This is a genomic window from Spirillospora sp. NBC_01491 (genome assembly GCF_036227065.1).
Taxonomy (GTDB): domain Bacteria; phylum Actinomycetota; class Actinomycetes; order Streptosporangiales; family Streptosporangiaceae; genus Spirillospora; species Spirillospora xylanilytica.
In genome coordinates, this window is sequence record NZ_CP109432.1 from 6,906,478 (window position 1) to 6,922,289 (window position 15,812).

The following is a 15,812-nucleotide window of genomic DNA, read 5'->3' on the forward strand; positions in this document are numbered from 1 at the left end:
TGGCCGGGCTTGGCACTGTGAGGCAGGCCCTAGGGTGCTCCGGTCTCGGTCGTGGCCGTCTGGAGCCGGTCGGCGTAGCGGTAGAGGTTCCAGGCCGCGTCGCCGAGGTGGGGGCTCCACAGCGTGGTGTTGGACAGGTCGGTGTTCGTCGAGATCCCGTTCACGTAGCCGAGGCCGGTGGTGCCGTCGTACCGCCACAGCCATGGGCCGCCGCTGGTTCCGGTGGTGAGGGTGCAGGGCATCTTCATACGGCGGCCCGTGGGGGCGGCGTCACCGGCGCAGTAGTACTGCCGGTCGCCCTTGTAGGGGGGCAGGAACGGGTAGCCGAGGATCGTCAGCCTGCGGTCCCGGGGCGTCCCGGTCTGGAACCCGTTACCGCCGACCGTGTCGACGATGCTCCGCCCGTCCGCTCTGGCCACCTTCACGAACGCGACGTCGTACTCGGCGCGGTGCCCGCTGGTCCAGCCCGTGAAGCCGGCCAGCCACTCGGCCCGCCAGATCCCGTACGGCCGCTCGCCGGAGGCGAAGTCAGGGACGAAGGCCCAGTTCTGGTGCCAGGTGCCGTGGTCGCCGCTGTCGTGGACGCAGTGGCCGGCGGTGCTGATCAGGCTTCCGGACGCGCTGTTGACCACCGCGGCCGAGCAGGAGTAGTCGCGGCCGTTGGCGGCGTTGCGGAAGAACACCTTGCCGGTGGCCCTGCTCGCCGGAACGGCCGAGCCCGTCTTCGTCCCGCCCGCGGGCGCGGCCTGCCGGTCCGGCCGCCCCGGGGCGGCCTTCGGCGGGACGGTGCGGACGGTGTCCTTGCGCGCCGGCCCGCGCGCGTCGGCTGCCCTGCCCGGATCGGCGGCGACGGCATGGCGCATCCGGGACGGCGTCCAGTAGGTGGTGAGCGGCGCCGAGCGGCGGTTCCGCGCGGCGCCCGCGCCGTCCCCGCCGTCCGGGCTGCGCGGCGCGCGCACGGAGATCGGCGTGCCCGGGTCGGACGCGGCGGGAGCCGTGCCCGCGGCCGGAGCGTCCGCCCAGGCCGGCGCGCCCGCGCAGGCGGTGGCGAGCAAGGCGCCGAGGATCAGGCTTGTTCTCATGTGGTCCCCCGACCCTGTTGTGACTTAACGTGGCTGAAGCATCGCAATGCGTCAGATGGTGACGGTATCGCGTGGGACGGTGTCGAGGGGGCGGCGCGGCCGTCGAGACCGCCGCGTCCGCGTGCGCCCTCGCCGACCGGCTCTTCTCGGCGCGGATTCCAGAGAAGTGAGGGTTATACTCTCATTTCATCCAGGAGAGGGGCCGCATGAACATTCCGGTACGCGGGCTCGGGGCGCCGGGGCTGAAGGTGTCCGCGCTCGGGCTCGGCTGCATGGGCATGAGCGAGAACTACGGCCCGGTCGACGGGGTGGAGGCGGTCCGGACGATCCGGGCGGCGCTGGACGCCGGCGTGACCCTGCTCGACACCGCCGACCAGTACGGTCAGGGCGCCAACGAGGAGCTGGTCGGACGGGCGGTCGCCGGGCGCCGCGACCAGGTGGTGCTCGCCACCAAGTTCGGGCTGACCCGCGACCCGCGCGACCCGTCCCGGCGTGGGGTGGACGGACGGCCCGAGTACGTGCGCGCCTGCATCGAGGCGTCGCTGCGGCGGCTCGGCGTCGACCACGTGGACCTGTACTACCAGCACCGGGTCGACCCGAAGGTCCCGATCGAGGAGACCGTGGGCGCGATGGCCGAGCTGGTCACCGCGGGGAAGGTCCGCCATCTGGGCCTGTCGGAGGCCGACCCGGAGCAGATCCGGCGGGCCCACGCGGTGCACCCGATCACCGCGCTGCAAACGGAGTGGTCGCTGTGGACGCGCGAGCTGGAGGCCGACCAGATCCCGGCGGCGCGCGCCCTCGGCATCGGGATCGTGGCCTACAGCCCGCTCGGACGGGGCTTCCTGACCGGCCGGATCACCGATCCCGACGCCTTCGCCGCCGACGACTTCCGCCGCCGCTCGCCCCGCTTCCAGGGCGCGAACTTCGAGCGCAACCTCGCGCTGGTCGCGCGGGTCCGTGAGCTCGCCGCCGCGCGCGGGACGACCCCGGGGCAGCTCGCGCTGGCGTGGCTGCTCGCCCAGGGGGACGACGTCGTGCCCATCCCCGGGACCAAGCGGCGCGGCTACCTCGCCGAGAACCTCGCCGCCGCCGAGATCACGCTGACCCCGGAGGAGGTGGCGAGCCTGGACGGCGCGGCCCCCGTGGGCGCCGCCGCGGGGGAGCGCTACCCGTCCGCCAGCCTGTGACCGATGCCGCGCCAGACCAGGTCGAGCACCCGCGCGCCCGTCGCCGGGCCGGCCTGGGCGGCGCGGGCCAGGACGCCGTCGACCATGTAGCCGATGAGCAGCGCGTCCTCGGGGGTGAAGTCCTCCCGGAGCAGGCCCGCCGCCTGCGCGGCGCGGATCGGCTCGCGCAGGAGCGCGCGCAACCGCCGGGCGTAGTCGGCGTGCTCGTCCCGGCCGCTCCCGTTGCGGATGGCGAGGACGAGCCCTGGAGATCCGGTCTGGTCGCCGACGAGCGCGCTGAGCAGCATCTCGAACGCGCCGGGGCTCCCGGCGTGCTCGGTGGCGAGCCGTTCGAGCACCGCGAGGTTCTCGTCGGCGAGCGCGGCCATCAGCCTCGCCCGATCGGGAAAGTGCCGGTACAGGGTCGCCTCGCCGAGCCCGGCACGGCGGGCGACCTCGCTCATCGGCGCGCTCGACGCCGCGGCGAACACCTCGCGCGCAGCCGCCAGGATCGCCTGGCGGCTGCGCAGGGCGTCGCGTCGCACGGGAGCGTCCTGGCCTTGCCGCATCAGTCCATCGTAGGCGCCCGGACGCCCCGTCCAGGGGGGATCAGGCGCCGGTGTCCAGCGGGCGCAGCTCGTCGGCGTAGCTGACCGACATGCGGCGCATCAGGCCGTCGTCGTCGATGGTGTACTGGCCGAGCCGCCACAGCGGCGGCGAGTAGGCGTGGATGGAGACGCTGGCGTCGGCCGCCCCGACGAGCCGGTGGATGTGGTCGGGACCGAACGAGAACGAGACGCCCTCGGGCATGACGGTCTGCACGTGGACGCCGCCGATGCGGGGGTTGTTCTCTTCGAGGGCGCCCGCGACGACGCGCACGGCCCCGGAGGAGACGTCGTGGTCGTGCCAGCCGGTGTCGTTCTGCGGTGTCCAGCACAGCAGCCACACGTCCACGTACTCGTCGCGGTACAGCGAGGCGTAGTGCCGCTGCTCGTCGGAGAAGGCGACGTGCTGCCGCCACAGTTCGGGACGCGTCGCCAGCGCGTCGACCAGCTCTTGGAGTTCGCGCTTGTCCAGGGGGCGTTCGGGCAGGTTCTCTAGGTGGCCGGCCCCAGGGGTGGGGGCGGTGCAGGACAGGACCTCAGGCGGCATGGGTTCGCTCCTCTCCGTTCAATAGACGGTGCGGGTTGGCCACGCGGAACGCGTGGTGGGCGGCTTCGCCAAGGTTGAGGTCTGCGGGGCCCGCGTACGGGCGGTCGGTTCCGTGCACGACGACGTCGACACCGAGCGCGCGGACGGTGGCGTCGGCAGCGCGCGGCCCATAGGAGGACGTCTCGACGAACGCGTCGGGGTCGATTTCGCCCCGTCCGCCACCGCGCGCCGCTAGGCGTTCGCCGTGCAGGGGGGCCAGCCCGGCGAGCATCGCGAAGCACACGCGCAGGCGCGGGTGGCGCGGCCTGCCGAACGCGCGGAACGCGTACCAGGCGGCGTGCATCTGCTGGACGTACGGCACCAGCGCGGGCCACCAGCCGGGCACGTCCGGGACGGTGGGGGCGGCCCCCGGGTGGACGAAGAGCGGCAGGTCCAGGTCCTGGAGGAGGTCGAGTAGGGGTGCGCACCGCTCGTAACCGGCGGGATCCGCCAGGGCGGTGGCGGGCAGTTGCAGGCCCGCGAAGCCGTGCCGCAGGTCCTTGGCGAGCGCGCCGGGGTCGATCTCGCTGACGCACGCGGCGGCCCAGGCGCCGAACGGCTCCGGCAGCGCCGCGGCGCCCTCGTGATAGGCGTCCAGCAGCGGGCGGGCCTCGTCCGGCGGCAGCCACTCGATGCCGAGCGGGGACGAGAGCGAGACCAGGGCGCGGCCGAGGCCGTCGGCGCGTGCGAGGCCGGCGCGGCGGGCGGGGTCGTGGTCGGCCGGGTCGACCTCGAACGGCGGCTCGCCGTCCAGACGCAGGGTCCAGCCGTCCAGGAACGGGGGCGTGCGGCGGTTTCGGAGGGCCCCGATCAGTGGGTCTCCCCACAGATGTTGATGCACGTCCACGTGAGCGTCGTTGGTGGTCACAGGCGTATCTTCGCTCCCGCCCTCCATCTGAACCGCTTCACTTAACCGCTTCAGTGAACCGGTTAAGTCCATTATGTGTCAAGTCGTTGACCCGGAGCCGCCGGTGCCTGGCCCTAGGGTTGTGGGGTGCCAGACAGGCGCAAGCGCGCGACCATCCGGGAGGTGGCGCAGGCGACGGGGTTGTCGCCTGCGGCCGTGTCGTACGCGTTGCGCGGTATCCAGACCTCCGAGGAGACCCAGGAGAGGGTCCGCGCGGCGGCCGAGGAGCTCGGCTACGAGGCGCATCCGATCGCCCGCGCCTTGGCCAGCGGGCGCACCGGCCAGGTCGGCCTGCTGTGCGGCTCGCTCGGCGACTACTGGCAGCAGTCACTGGCCATCGGCATCGGTCGCGAGCTGCTCGCCCGCGACCGCTACGCGCTGATCGTCGACGCCGGCGGCGACCCCGAGCGCGAGCTCGCGCTCGCCCGGCGGCTGCGCGACCAGCGGGTCGACGGGCTGATCGTGCAGCCGCTCGACCCCGCCGCCGGGCTGTGGGCCGAGCTCGCCGAGAGCACCCCGGTGGTCTCGATCGGCGACGCGCTGCACGGCGGGCGGGCCCAGGGCGAGGTCGTGTTTGACAACCGGCGCGGCGTCACGCTCGCGCTGGAGCACCTGCGCGCCCTCGGGCACCGTCGGCTGACGGTGTTCACCCCGACCCGGGCCAGCACCCCCGACCGGCCGGCCGACATGCACGTCAACGCCGAGGCCGAACGGCTCGGGCTGCGCGTCGACCTCATCGTCGCGCCCCAGTCGCTGGCCGGGGCCACGCAGGTCGCCGAGCGGGTGCTGGCCGGGCCCGGACGGCCCACCGCGGTGTTCTGCTTCTCCGACTCCATGGCCTACGGGGTCTACGCGGTCACCCGCGAGCTCGGCCTGGACGTGCCCGGCGACATCGCGGTCTGCGGCTACGACAACCACCCGATGTCGGCGCTGCTCACCCCGCCGCTGACCACCGTCGACTGGGACATCGACGGCATCGTCTCGGACGCGGTCCGGCTCGTCGTCGACGTCATCGACGGCAAGCCGCACGAGCGCCGGGTCGTCCGCGAGCCCGAGCTCCGGGTCCGCGCCTCGACCGGCGATCAGGAGCTGTAGCCCTGGACGCGGGCCAGACCCGGCAGCAGGTCGGCGGCGACGGCGATGTCGGCGTCGAGCGGCCGGTCCTCCACGCGCGGGTCCAGCACAGCGGCGGCCAGGTCGAAGGCCCCCTTCAGCGGCCCGCCGGCGGGCGCGCGGCCCTGCATCCGCAGCGCGCGGGCGGCGGCGACCAGCTCGCAGCCGAGGCCGATCCGGTAGGCCGCGACCGCGTCGGTGCTCGCGCGCGCCGACTGGGTGGAGAAGCCCGCGTGCTCCTCCACGCCGCGCGACAGCACCGCGCTGCCGAGCGCCGCCGGCGTCGCCAGCCGGCGGACGTCGGCGAGCGCCGAGTGCGCCACGTACTCCAGGATCATGATCCCGGACGACGCCTCGGTGGCGCCCTGGAAGGGGTAGAGCCCGGTGAAGGCGGGCTCCGCGAGGGTGCCGAGCCGGGCCGCCGACAGCGCCATCGTCTGGAACAGCGCCGCGCGCGCCGCGTCCAGCGCCAGCCCGACGTAGGCGGTGTGGAAGTTGCCGTTGTGCCATACCGTCCGTCCGGCCACGTCGACGAGCGGGTTCTCGGCGGCGGCGTTGATCTCGCGGGCGACCACGTCCTCGGCGTAGTCGGCGGCCTCGATCGCGGGCCCGTGCACCTGCGGGAACGCGCGGTAGCCGTAGGGGTCCTGGATCCGCATCGGGGCCGGCTGCTCGAACGCCAGCAGCGTCCGCATCGCGCTCGCGACCGCCCGCTGCCCCGGATGCGGGCAGGCGTCCTGCACGGCGGGCGCGAACGGCTCCTCCGAGCCGTGCACCGCGAAGTGCGACAGCGCCGCGACGACGGTCGAGGCGGCGAGCAGCTCGCGCAGGTCGGTCACGGCGAGCGCCGCCTCGCCGAGCGTGGCGGCGTTGGAGCTGATGAAGGCCAGCGCGTCCGAGGACCGCAGGGTGAACCCCGGGCCCCGCTCGATCTCCCCGTCCGGCCCGGCCAGCCAGGACCGCTCGCCGAGCAGGCACAGTGCGGTGGACGCGAGCGCGGTGAGGTCGCCGGTGCCGATCGCCCCGTACACCGGGACCGGCGGCAGCAGCCCCAGGTTGAGCACGTCGGCGAGGGCCTGGAGGACGCCCGGCTCGACGCCCGAGCCGCCCGCCGCGATCTGGTTCAGCCGCACGGTGAGCATGGCCCGGACGATCTCCGGCGCGACCAGCGGGCCCGCGCCCGCCGCGTGGCTGCGCAGCAGCCGCAGGCCGTGCGCGTCGGCGTCCTCCCACTCCACGTCCACCACGCGGTTGGCTCCGACGCCGGTGGTACGGCCGTACACGGGCTGCGCGTCGGCGACCTCCAGGGCGACCCGCCAGGCCGCGAGCGCGCGCGCCGCGCCCTCCGGGGCTATGGCGACCGTCACATCTTCGCGGGCGGCCGTTCCCACCTGGGCGCAGGTGAGCGCGCGGCCGTCGATAACGATTCGGCTGTTCTCCACGGGGCCACGCTACTTTCTACAGTATTCAGGTAGTTATGCTCAAGATGTGATGACTTGACCAGGTCGGAACGTATGTCCGGGGACGACGATTGGCTACTGTTGGGTAGATGCCGAAGACGATCAGCACAGGCCAGCGAACGGAACCCCGGCGTCGCCGACGCCCGACGAGGACGTGAACCGTTTGATCACCTTTGACGGCGTCACCAAGCGCTATCCCGACGGCACCGTGGCCGTCGACGGGCTCGACCTGGAGATCCAGGCCGGCCGCATCACCGTGCTGGTCGGCCCGTCCGGCTGCGGCAAGACCACCACGCTGCGGATGATCAACCGGATGGTCGACGCGACCGACGGCACCGTGGCGGTGGACGGGAAGGACGTCCGGGACGTCGATCCGCCGGCGCTGCGCCGGGGCATCGGCTATGTCATCCAGCAGGCGGGGCTGTTCCCGCACCGCACGATCGTCGACAACATCGCGACCGTCCCGTACCTGCTCGGCTGGGACAAGAAGAAGGCCCGCGCCGAGGCGCACGCCCTGATGGCCCGGGTCGGGCTCGACCCGGGGCTGGCCAAGCGCTTCCCGGCCCAGCTCTCCGGCGGCCAGCAGCAGCGCGTCGGCGTGGCGCGCGCGCTCGCCGCCGATCCGCCGATCATGCTGATGGACGAGCCGTTCAGCGCCGTCGACCCGATCGTGCGCGCCGGCCTCCAGGACGAGTTCCTGCGCCTCCAGGACGAGGTGGAGAAGACGATCGTGTTCGTCACCCACGACATCGACGAGGCGGTCAAGCTCGGCCACCGCATCGCGGTCTTCCAGGTCGGAGGACGGCTGGCGCAGTACACCACCCCCGACGAGCTGCTGTCGGCGCCGGCCGACGACTTCGTCAGCGACTTCCTCGGCGGCGACCGCGGGATCAGGCGGCTGCGCTTCAGCCAGGAACTCGACGCCGAGCAGGCCGCCGAGACGTCCCGGTCGCGCGTCGACGCCCTGGGCCAGGATGCCGCGGGCCCGGCGGTGGCGGACCGGTGACCCCGGTGAGCCCCGCGCTGGCCGCGCTGGCGATCGGGGACGACGGCGAGCCGCTGATCCGCTGGGACTGGATCAGGCGGAACCTCTCCGACGACATCCTGTCGGCCCTCAAGGAACACCTGATCCTCTCGTTCACCCCGATTCTGCTCGGCCTGGTGATCGCGCTGCCGCTCGGCATCGCGTGCGCGCGCTGGCGCCGGCTCTACGGGCCCGTCCTGGCCGTGACCAGCGTGCTCTACGCGCTGCCCTCGATCGCGCTGTTCGTGGTGCTGGTCGCCTTCAGCGGGCTGACCTACACCACCGTGGTCGTCCCGCTGACCCTCTACACGCTCTCGGTGCTGGTGCCGAGCGTGGTGGACGGGCTCGGCTCGGTGCCCGCCCACGTCCGGCAGTCGGCGGTCGCGATGGGCTTCGGTGAGCTGCGCCGGCTGGTCCAGGTCGACCTGCCGATCGCGCTGCCGGTGGTGATGGCCGGGCTGCGGGTGGCCACCGTCTCCAACATCAGCCTGGTCAGCGTGGGCGCGCTGATCGGGATCGGCGGCCTCGGCGAGCTGTTCACCGACGGCCTGCGCCGCGACTTCCCGACGCCGCTCGTGGTCGGCATCGTGCTGATCATCGCGCTGGCGCTGCTGTCCGACCTGATCCTGCTGCTGATCCAGCGGCTGCTGACGCCGTGGGAGCGGGCCCGCGCCACGCGGCGCAAGAACCGCGGCCAGAGCCGCGACCGTGACCGGGTGCCGGCGGCAGGGGAGGGTGAGACCGCGTGAACGCCATCTTCGACGCGCTGAAGTGGTTCGGCGAGTCCGCCCAGTGGTCGGGCCCCGACGGCATTCCGCACCGGTTCGTCGAGCACTGCTGGTACTCGCTGCTCGCGTTCGCCGTCACCGTGCTGATCGCGCTGCCGCTCGGCCTGCTGTTCGGGCACGTGCGGCGGGGCCGGCTGGCCTCGGTGACCGGGTTCGCGGTGACCTCGTCGGCTAACGCCGCGCGGGCCCTGCCGACGCTGGGCCTGCTCATCCTCGCGGTGGTGCTGACCTCGGCGGGCGACCTGGTGCCGATCCTGATCCCGCTGGTCGTGCTGGCGGTCCCGCCGGTCCTGGTGAACGCCTACGCGGGCGTCCAGCAGGTCGAGCCGGGGCTGCGCGACGCGGCCGAGGGGATGGGGATGACCGGGGCGCAGGTGATCCTGCGGCTGGAGATGCCGGTGGCGCTGCCGCTGATCCTGCTGGGGCTGCGCACGGCCGCGATCCAGATCGTCTCGACGGCCACCCTCGCCGCCTACGTCGGGCTCGGCGGCTTCGGCCGCTACATCGTCGACGGCTACGCCCGCCAGGAGTACGACCAGATGGCGGGCGGCGCGATCCTGGTCGCCCTGATGGCGGTGCTGATCCAGGCGCTGTTCACGGTGCTGCGCCGCTGGGCGGTGTCGCCCGGGGTGCGGCTCCAGTACGCCGGCGCCTGAGCCGCGGACCCTCGAACATTGCACGTCCCTAGGAAGGAACACACATGTCCCGGATGATCCGAGGCGCGGGCCTCGTGCTGGCGGCGGCCCTCGCCCTGTCGGCCTGCGGTGGCGGCGACGACGGCGGCGACCCGCTGAAGGGCGGCGACAAGGGCTCGGGCGGCACCGTCACGGTCGGCTCGGCCGACTTCGCCGAGAGCGAGCTGCTCGGCGAGATCTACGCGCAGGCCATGGAGGCCAAGGGCGTCAAGGTCGCCCGCAAGTTCAAGATCGGTGCCCGCGAGGTCTACTACGGCCAGGTGGAGAGCGGCGCGATCCAGGTCTTCCCCGAGTACAACGGGGCGCTGCTGGCCAGGGTCGACAAGTCCAACACCACCGCCGCCACGACCGAGGAGGTCGACACCGCGCTCAAGCAGAAGCTCCCCCCGGCGCTGGAGATCCTCGACCCGTCCAAGGCCGAGGACAAGGACGCGCTGGTCGTCACGGCGGAGACCGCGGCCAAGTACAAGCTCAAGACCATCGAGGACCTCAAGCCGGTCGCCAAGGACCTGGTCGTCGGCGGCCCGCCGGAGTTCAAGACGCGGCAGCAGGGCATGCTCGGCCTGGAGAAGGTGTACGGCCTGACGTTCAAGCAGTTCAAGTCGCTGGACACCGGGCCGATCACGCTGGCCAACCTGAAGAAGGGCCAGATCCAGGCGGGCAACCTGTTCACCACCAACCCGGCGATCACCAAGGACAAGCTGGTGCCGCTGGAGGACCCCAAGAACCTCTTCGGCGCGCAGAACGTGCTGCCGCTGGTCTACAAGTCCAAGGTGGACGACACCGCCCGGCAGGCGCTGAACGCCGTGTCGGCCAAGCTCACCACGCAGGACCTGATCGACATGAACGGCACGATGGAGACCGAGAAGGCCGACCCCGAGGACGTCGCGAAGGAGTGGCTGAAGAAGGCCGGCCTGGTCTGATCCGACCCCGGCGCGCGAGCGGCCACGGGACCACGACCCTCGTCGTGCCCGTGGCCGCTCGCGTTCCCGCGTCCGGCATCAGGCGCCCGCGTTCCGGCCCTGGTTCCGCCGGCAGGGGACGTCAGCCGGCGGACGGGGCACGGCCGCCCAGCCGGGCCGTGAGGTCGGCGGCGGTGGCGCGGATGGGCGCGGCCAGGGCGGGCCAGGTCTCCGCCGGACGCTCCTCGCGCCGGAAGGTGACCGTGACGGCCGCCGCCGGGTGCCCGGTGTGGTCGAACGAGCAGGCCGCGATGCTGGCCAGGCCCTCGGTGACGTAGCCGTCCTCGGCCGACCAGCCGCGCCGGGCATCGCCGGCCAGCTCGCGCCGCAGCTCGCGCAGCGACGCCGGGTTGCCCGCGCCGGTGCGGTCGACGAACCGTCCGGGGAACAGCGCCCGCACCTGCGCGGCGGGCAGGTGCGCGAGCATCGACCGTCCGCTGGCGGTGAGCTGCGCGGGCATCCGCACGCCCACGTCGGTGATCAGGGTGGCGTGCCGCCGCGGCTGCTCCTTGACCAGGTAGAGGGTCTCGGCGCCGTGCAGCACGCCGAGCTGCGCGATCTCGCCGACGCGGTCGACCAGCCGGCGCAGCAGCGGCCGGGCGAGCCGTTCGAGCGGCTCGTGCCGCAGGTAGGCGGAGCCGACCTCGAACGCCGCGACGCCGAGGCCCCAGCGGCGCTCCTCGGGCACGTAGGTCACGAAGCCGTCGCCCGCCATCGCGGTGAGCAGGTGATAGGTGCTCGACCTCGGCAGCTCCAGGGCGCGCGCGATGCTGGACGCGGGCAGCGGCCCGGCCGACCCGGCCAGCAGCCGCAGCACCGCGAGCGCCCGCCGCGCCGCCGGGACCTGTGCCATCCGCCCTCCCCGCGCATTGTCTCGTATGTGAGACGGATCGTGCGCGCCGGGGCTCACCGGCGGCCGGGTCCGCGGGTTGGAATGGTGGGTATGAGTTTCGGCATGGCGGACAGGATCATCCAGGTCGGCCCGGAACCGCTGACGTTCGATCAGGTCGTCGCGGTGGCCCGGGACGGCGCGGCGGTGGAGCTCACCGGCCCGGCGCTGGCGGCGATCGCGGCGGCGCGGGCGCACATCGAGGAGCTGTCCGCGCGGCGGACGCCGGTGTACGGGGTGTCGACCGGCTTCGGGGCGCTCGCCACCCGGCACATCGCGCCCGAGCTGCGCGCCCGGTTGCAGCTCAACATCGTCCGGTCGCACGCGGCCGGGTCCGGGCCCGAGGTCGAGCGCGAGGTGGTGCGGGCGATGATGCTGCTGCGCCTGCACACGCTCGCGACGGGCCGCACCGGCGTGCAGCCCGTCACCGCGCGGACCCTCGCCGCGGTGCTCAACGCGGGCGTCACCCCGGTCGTGCACGAGCACGGCAGCCTCGGCTGCTCGGGCGACCTGGCCCCGCTCGCCTCCGCCGCCCTCACCCTGGTCGGGGAGGGTTCGGCCCGGGACGCCCGGGGCGAGCTGATGCCGGCCGCGCGGGCGCTCGCCGCTGCGGGGATCGAGCCGGTCGCGCTCGGCGCCAAGGAGGGGCTGGCGCTGCTGAACGGCACCGACGGGATGCTCGGCATGCTCGTCCTGGCGCTGCGCGACCTGCGCGAGCTACTCAAGGCCGCCGACCTGGCCGCCGCGATGACGGTGGAGGCGCTGCTCGGCACCGACCGGGTCTTCGCCGCCGACCTCCAGGAGCTGCGCCCGCACCCGGGGCAGGCGCGGTCGGCCGCCAACCTGCGGGCGCTGCTCGCCGACTCGGGGATCATGGAGTCGCACCGGGGGCCGGACTGCACCCGCGTCCAGGACGCCTACTCGCTGCGCTGCGCCCCGCAGGTGCACGGCGCGGCCCGCGACACCCTCGCGCACGCCGAGCTGGTCGCGGGCCGGGAGCTCGCCTCGGCCGTCGACAACCCGGTGGTGCTGCCGGACGGGCGGGTGGAGTCCAACGGCAACTTCCACGGCGCGCCCATCGCGTACGTGCTGGACTTCCTGGCGATCCCCGCCGCCGACGTGGGCTCGATGTCGGAGCGGCGCACCGACCGGCTGCTCGACAAGGCCCGCTCGTACGGGCTGCCGCCGTTCCTGGCCGACGACCCGGGGGTGGACTCCGGGCACATGATCGCCCAGTACACCCAGGCCGCGATCGTGTCGGAGCTGAAGCGGCTGGCGGTGCCCGCGTCCGCCGACTCGATCCCGAGCTCGGCGATGCAGGAGGACCACGTGTCGATGGGCTGGGCCGGGGCGCGCAAGCTGCGCCGGTCCGTCGACGGCCTCGCGCAGATCGTCGCCATCGAGATCCTCACTGCCGCGCGGGCGCTGGACCTGCGCACCCCGCTGCGGCCCGGCCCGGCCACCGGCGCGGTCGTCGCCGCGCTGCGCGAGCGGGTGCCGCCGCCCGGCCCGGACCGGCACCTGGCGCCGGAGATCGCCGCCGCCACCGCGCTGCTCCGGGACGGCTCGCTCGTCGCCGCCGCCGAAGCGGTCACCGGCCCGCTCGCCTGACCCCTCTCCTCTCATCCAAGGAGCCACGATGCCCGGACCCCGTCCCGTACGCGCGCCGCGCGGCACCTCGCTGACCGCCGCCAAGGGCTGGCCGCAGGAGGCCGCGCTGCGGATGATCCAGAACAACCTCGACCCGGAGGTGGCCGAGCACCCCGACGCGCTGGTGGTCTACGGCGGCTCGGGGAAGGCGGCCCGGAACTGGGACGCGTTCGACGGCATCGTCCGGTCGCTGGCCGGGCTGGAGGGCGACGAGACGCTGCTGGTCCAGTCGGGCAAGCCGGTCGGGATCTTCCGGACGCACGAGTGGGCGCCGCGGGTGCTCATCGCCAACTCCAACCTGGTGCCGCAGTGGGCGAACTGGGAGGAGTTCCGGCGGCTGGAGTCGCTCGGGCTGACGATGTTCGGGCAGATGACGGCCGGGTCGTGGATCTACATCGGCACGCAGGGCATCCTCCAGGGCACCTACGAGACGTTCGCCGCCGTCGCCGAGAAGAGGTTCGGGGGGACGCTCGCCGGGACGGTCACGCTGACCGCCGGGCTCGGCGGGATGGGCGGCGCGCAGCCGCTCGCGGTCACGATGAACGGCGGCGTCGCGATCTGCGTCGAGTGCGACCCGTCCCGCATCGACCGCCGTGTCGCGCACCGCTACTGCGACGTGCGCGCCGGGTCGCTGGACGAGGCGCTGCGGCTCGCCGAGGAGGCGCGGGCGGCGCGCCGCCCGCTGTCGATCGGGGTGCTCGGCAACGCCGCCGACGTCGTCCCCGAGCTGCTGCGCCGCGGCGCCCCGATCGACATCGTCACCGACCAGACCAGCGCGCACGACCCGCTGATGTACCTGCCGCGCGGCGTCGCGTTCGAGGACATGGCGGACGACCGCGACCGCGATCCGGCCGGGTTCACCGCCAAGGCCCGCGAGTCGATGGCCGCGCATGTGGAGGCGATGGTCGGGTTCCAGGACGCGGGCGCCGAGGTCTTCGACTACGGCAACTCGATCCGCGGCGAGGCGGAGACCGCCGGGTACGCGCGCGCGTTCGACTTCCCCGGCTTCGTGCCCGCCTACATCCGGCCGCTGTTCTGCGAGGGCAGGGGCCCGTTCCGGTGGGCCGCGCTGTCGGGCGACCCGAAGGACATCGCGCGCACCGACCAGGCGATCCTCGACCTGTTCCCCGACAACGAGCCGCTGACCCGGTGGATCAGGATGGCGGGGGAGCGGGTGCGCTTCCAGGGGCTGCCGTCCCGGATCTGCTGGCTCGGGTACGGCGAGCGCGACAAGGCCGGGGCGCTGTTCAACGACCTGGTGGCGCGCGGCGAGATCAGCGCGCCGCTCGTGCTCGGCCGCGACCACCTCGACACCGGCTCGGTCGCGTCCCCGTACCGGGAGACCGAGGGGATGGCCGACGGGTCCGACGCGATCGCCGACTGGCCGCTGCTGAACGCGATGCTCAACACCTCCTCCGGCGCCACCTGGGTGTCGATCCACCACGGCGGCGGCGTCGGCATCGGCCGGTCGATCCACGCGGGGCAGGTCTGCGTCGCCGACGGCACCGAGCTGGCCGGGCGGAAGCTGGAGCGGGTGCTGACCAACGACCCGGGCTCGGGCGTCATGCGGCATGTCGACGCGGGCTACGACCGCGCCGCCGAGATCGCCGCCGAGCGCGGCGTCCGCATCCCGATGTCCGAGCCGGGCCCGGCGCCGGACGGGCCGGCGGTGGGGGACGGGGCGTGAGCTTCGAGGAGATGTGGGCGGCGCTGCTGCCCGTCGGCCGGGACCCGGACGGCGGCGGCTACCACCGGTTCGCCTGGACGCCGCCGGAGCTGGAGTGCCGCGACTGGTTCCTCGACGAGGCGCGCGGGCGCGGCCTGCCGGTCGAGCCCGACGCCAACGGGAACCTGTTCGCCTGGTGGCTGCCCGAGGACGGGACGCGCGACGGCGCGGTGCTGACCGGGAGCCACCTGGACTCGGTGCCCGGCGGCGGCGCGTTCGACGGGCCGCTCGGCGTGGTGTCGGCGTTCGCCGCCATCGACCTGCTGCGCGAGCGGGGGGTCCGGCCGGCGCGGCCGATCGCGGTGGGCGCGTTCGCGGAGGAGGAGGGCGCCCGCTTCGGCGTGGCGTGCCTCGGGTCCCGGCTGCTGGCCGGCGTGATCGACCCGGCGCGGGCCCGCGCGCTGACCGACGCGGACGGGCGCACGCTGGCGGCCGTCCTCGCCGAGAACGGGCTGGACCCCGACGCGATCGGCCCGGACGAGGCCCTGCTCGGCCGCGTCTCCTGCTTCGTCGAGCTGCACGTCGAGCAGGGCCGGGCGCTGGAGGTCCCGGTCGGCGCGGCGAGCGCGATCGTCCCGCACGGGCGCTGGCGGTTCGACTTCGCGGGGGCGGGCGACCACGCCGGGACGACCCGGCTGGAGGACCGGCGCGACCCGATGCTCCCGTTCGCCCGGATGGCGCTGGCGGCGCGCGAGGCCGCCGGGCGGCACGGCACCCTCGCCACCGTCGGGAAGGTGCGGGTCACGCCGGGCGGCGTCAACGCGATCCCGTCGGCGGTCACCGCGTGGCTGGACGCGCGCGGCCCGTCCGCGGGCGGCGTGCGGCGCACCGTCGAGGACGTCGAGCGGGCCGCCCGCGCCGAGGCCGGCGCGCACCGGGTGACCGTCGGGGTGGCCGAGGAGTCGGCGTCCGAGGCGGTCGAGTTCGACCTGGCGCTCCGCGACCGCGTCTGCGCGGCGCTCGGCGGCGCGCCCGTCCTGCCGACCGGCGCCGGGCACGACGCGGGCGTCCTGTCCGCCCGGATGCCCGCGGCCATGCTGTTCGTCCGCAACCCCACCGGCGTCTCCCACGCGCCCGCCGAGCACGCCGACCCCGCCGACCGCGTCGCCGGGGTCGAGGCGCTCGCCGCGGTACTGGAGGACCTGACACACGGGTAGGA

The 15,812-nt window shown here is 74.2% G+C and carries 14 protein-coding genes and 1 pseudogene; 9 read left to right on the plus strand and 6 right to left on the minus strand.

Annotated elements, in window-relative coordinates:
* Positions 1-29 precede the first annotated feature (29 nt).
* On the minus strand, positions 30-1,082 hold the full coding sequence (locus OHA34_RS32120; RefSeq protein ID WP_329519799.1) for a trypsin-like serine peptidase: 1,053 nt from the start codon (positions 1,080-1,082) through the stop codon (positions 30-32).
* Between the two features lie 206 nt (positions 1,083-1,288).
* On the opposite strand from OHA34_RS32120, the gene OHA34_RS32125 reads away from it, so the two are divergent.
* A complete protein-coding gene (locus OHA34_RS32125) occupies positions 1,289-2,269 on the plus strand; it encodes an aldo/keto reductase (RefSeq protein ID WP_329519800.1) in 981 nt (326 codons plus the stop codon).
* Here the strand turns inward: OHA34_RS32125 and OHA34_RS32130 are convergent.
* Genes OHA34_RS32130 through OHA34_RS32140 form a run of 3 tightly spaced genes read right to left on the minus strand, consistent with a single transcriptional unit; the run spans position 2,248 to position 4,307 of the window.
* Complete coding sequence (locus OHA34_RS32130; RefSeq protein WP_329519801.1) at positions 2,248-2,817, minus strand: TetR/AcrR family transcriptional regulator; 570 nt, start codon at positions 2,815-2,817, stop codon at positions 2,248-2,250. The genes OHA34_RS32125 and OHA34_RS32130 overlap by 22 nt on opposite strands.
* 40 nt (positions 2,818-2,857) lie before the next feature.
* Complete coding sequence (locus OHA34_RS32135; RefSeq protein WP_285937586.1) at positions 2,858-3,400, minus strand: cysteine dioxygenase; 543 nt, start codon at positions 3,398-3,400, stop codon at positions 2,858-2,860.
* Positions 3,390-4,307 carry an amidohydrolase gene (locus OHA34_RS32140; protein WP_285937585.1) on the minus strand — a complete coding sequence of 306 codons (918 nt, stop codon included), beginning with the start codon at positions 4,305-4,307 and terminating at the stop codon, positions 3,390-3,392. Before OHA34_RS32140 ends, OHA34_RS32135 begins: the two co-directional genes overlap by 11 nt.
* A gap of 126 nt (positions 4,308-4,433) precedes the next feature.
* Between OHA34_RS32140 and OHA34_RS32145 the strand changes: the two genes are divergently transcribed.
* Positions 4,434-5,441 carry a LacI family DNA-binding transcriptional regulator gene (locus OHA34_RS32145; RefSeq protein ID WP_329519802.1) on the plus strand — a complete coding sequence of 336 codons (1,008 nt, stop codon included), beginning with the start codon at positions 4,434-4,436 and terminating at the stop codon, positions 5,439-5,441.
* On the opposite strand, the gene OHA34_RS32150 is transcribed toward OHA34_RS32145, so the two are convergent.
* A complete protein-coding gene (locus OHA34_RS32150; RefSeq protein ID WP_329519803.1) occupies positions 5,429-6,901 on the minus strand; it encodes an aromatic amino acid ammonia-lyase in 1,473 nt (490 codons plus the stop codon). The genes OHA34_RS32145 and OHA34_RS32150 overlap by 13 nt on opposite strands.
* A 181-nt stretch (positions 6,902-7,082) precedes the next feature.
* Here OHA34_RS32150 and OHA34_RS32155 point away from each other — a divergent pair.
* The 4 genes and pseudogenes from OHA34_RS32155 to OHA34_RS32170 form a co-directional block, all read left to right on the plus strand.
* Positions 7,083-7,892, plus strand: a pseudogene (locus OHA34_RS32155) (ABC transporter ATP-binding protein); the annotation flags it as partial.
* A 29-nt stretch (positions 7,893-7,921) separates the two neighbouring features.
* Positions 7,922-8,692 (plus strand): ABC transporter permease, encoded by a 771-nt coding sequence (locus tag OHA34_RS32160; protein ID WP_443029597.1) that lies wholly within the window; start codon positions 7,922-7,924, stop codon positions 8,690-8,692.
* Entirely contained in the window at positions 8,689-9,387 is a 699-nt protein-coding gene (locus tag OHA34_RS32165) for an ABC transporter permease (protein WP_285937581.1), read from the plus strand. Before OHA34_RS32160 ends, OHA34_RS32165 begins: the two co-directional genes overlap by 4 nt.
* 44 nt (positions 9,388-9,431) lie before the next feature.
* On the plus strand, positions 9,432-10,349 hold the full coding sequence (locus OHA34_RS32170) for an ABC transporter substrate-binding protein (RefSeq protein ID WP_329519804.1): 918 nt from the start codon (positions 9,432-9,434) through the stop codon (positions 10,347-10,349).
* Positions 10,350-10,470: 121 nt separating this feature from the next.
* Here OHA34_RS32170 and OHA34_RS32175 read toward each other — a convergent pair whose 3' ends face one another.
* Positions 10,471-11,241, minus strand: a complete 771-nt coding sequence (locus OHA34_RS32175) for an IclR family transcriptional regulator (RefSeq protein ID WP_329519805.1) — start codon at positions 11,239-11,241, stop codon at positions 10,471-10,473.
* A gap of 102 nt (positions 11,242-11,343) precedes the next feature.
* Here OHA34_RS32175 and hutH point away from each other — a divergent pair, with 102 nt between their 5' ends.
* From hutH to OHA34_RS32190, 3 genes are read left to right on the plus strand one after another with little or no spacing between them, the layout of a single operon-like run.
* Entirely contained in the window at positions 11,344-12,888 is a 1,545-nt protein-coding gene (gene hutH, locus OHA34_RS32180; protein ID WP_285937578.1) for a histidine ammonia-lyase, read from the plus strand.
* A 28-nt stretch (positions 12,889-12,916) separates the two neighbouring features.
* Positions 12,917-14,614: a urocanate hydratase gene (gene hutU, locus OHA34_RS32185; protein ID WP_329519806.1), complete on the plus strand. Its 1,698-nt coding sequence runs from the start codon at positions 12,917-12,919 to the stop codon at positions 14,612-14,614.
* On the plus strand, positions 14,611-15,810 hold the full coding sequence (locus OHA34_RS32190) for an allantoate amidohydrolase (RefSeq protein WP_285937576.1): 1,200 nt from the start codon (positions 14,611-14,613) through the stop codon (positions 15,808-15,810). Before hutU ends, OHA34_RS32190 begins: the two co-directional genes overlap by 4 nt.
* Positions 15,811-15,812 lie beyond the last annotated feature (2 nt).

What these genes read in the sequence shown, in the direction of transcription:
- OHA34_RS32175 (WP_329519805.1), bottom strand. Translation starts at nt 11,241, where the DNA reads ATGGCACAGGTCCCGGCGGCGCGGCGGGCGCTCGCGGTGCTGCGGCTG.
- OHA34_RS32130 (WP_329519801.1), bottom strand. Translation starts at nt 2,817, where the DNA reads ATGCGGCAAGGCCAGGACGCTCCCGTGCGACGCGACGCCCTGCGCAGC.
- OHA34_RS32135 (WP_285937586.1), bottom strand. Translation starts at nt 3,400, where the DNA reads ATGCCGCCTGAGGTCCTGTCCTGCACCGCCCCCACCCCTGGGGCCGGC.
- OHA34_RS32120 (WP_329519799.1), bottom strand. Translation starts at nt 1,082, where the DNA reads ATGAGAACAAGCCTGATCCTCGGCGCCTTGCTCGCCACCGCCTGCGCG.
- OHA34_RS32125 (WP_329519800.1), top strand. Translation starts at nt 1,289, where the DNA reads ATGAACATTCCGGTACGCGGGCTCGGGGCGCCGGGGCTGAAGGTGTCC.
- hutH (WP_285937578.1), top strand. Translation starts at nt 11,344, where the DNA reads ATGGCGGACAGGATCATCCAGGTCGGCCCGGAACCGCTGACGTTCGAT.
- OHA34_RS32170 (WP_329519804.1), top strand. Translation starts at nt 9,432, where the DNA reads ATGTCCCGGATGATCCGAGGCGCGGGCCTCGTGCTGGCGGCGGCCCTC.
- hutU (WP_329519806.1), top strand. Translation starts at nt 12,917, where the DNA reads ATGCCCGGACCCCGTCCCGTACGCGCGCCGCGCGGCACCTCGCTGACC.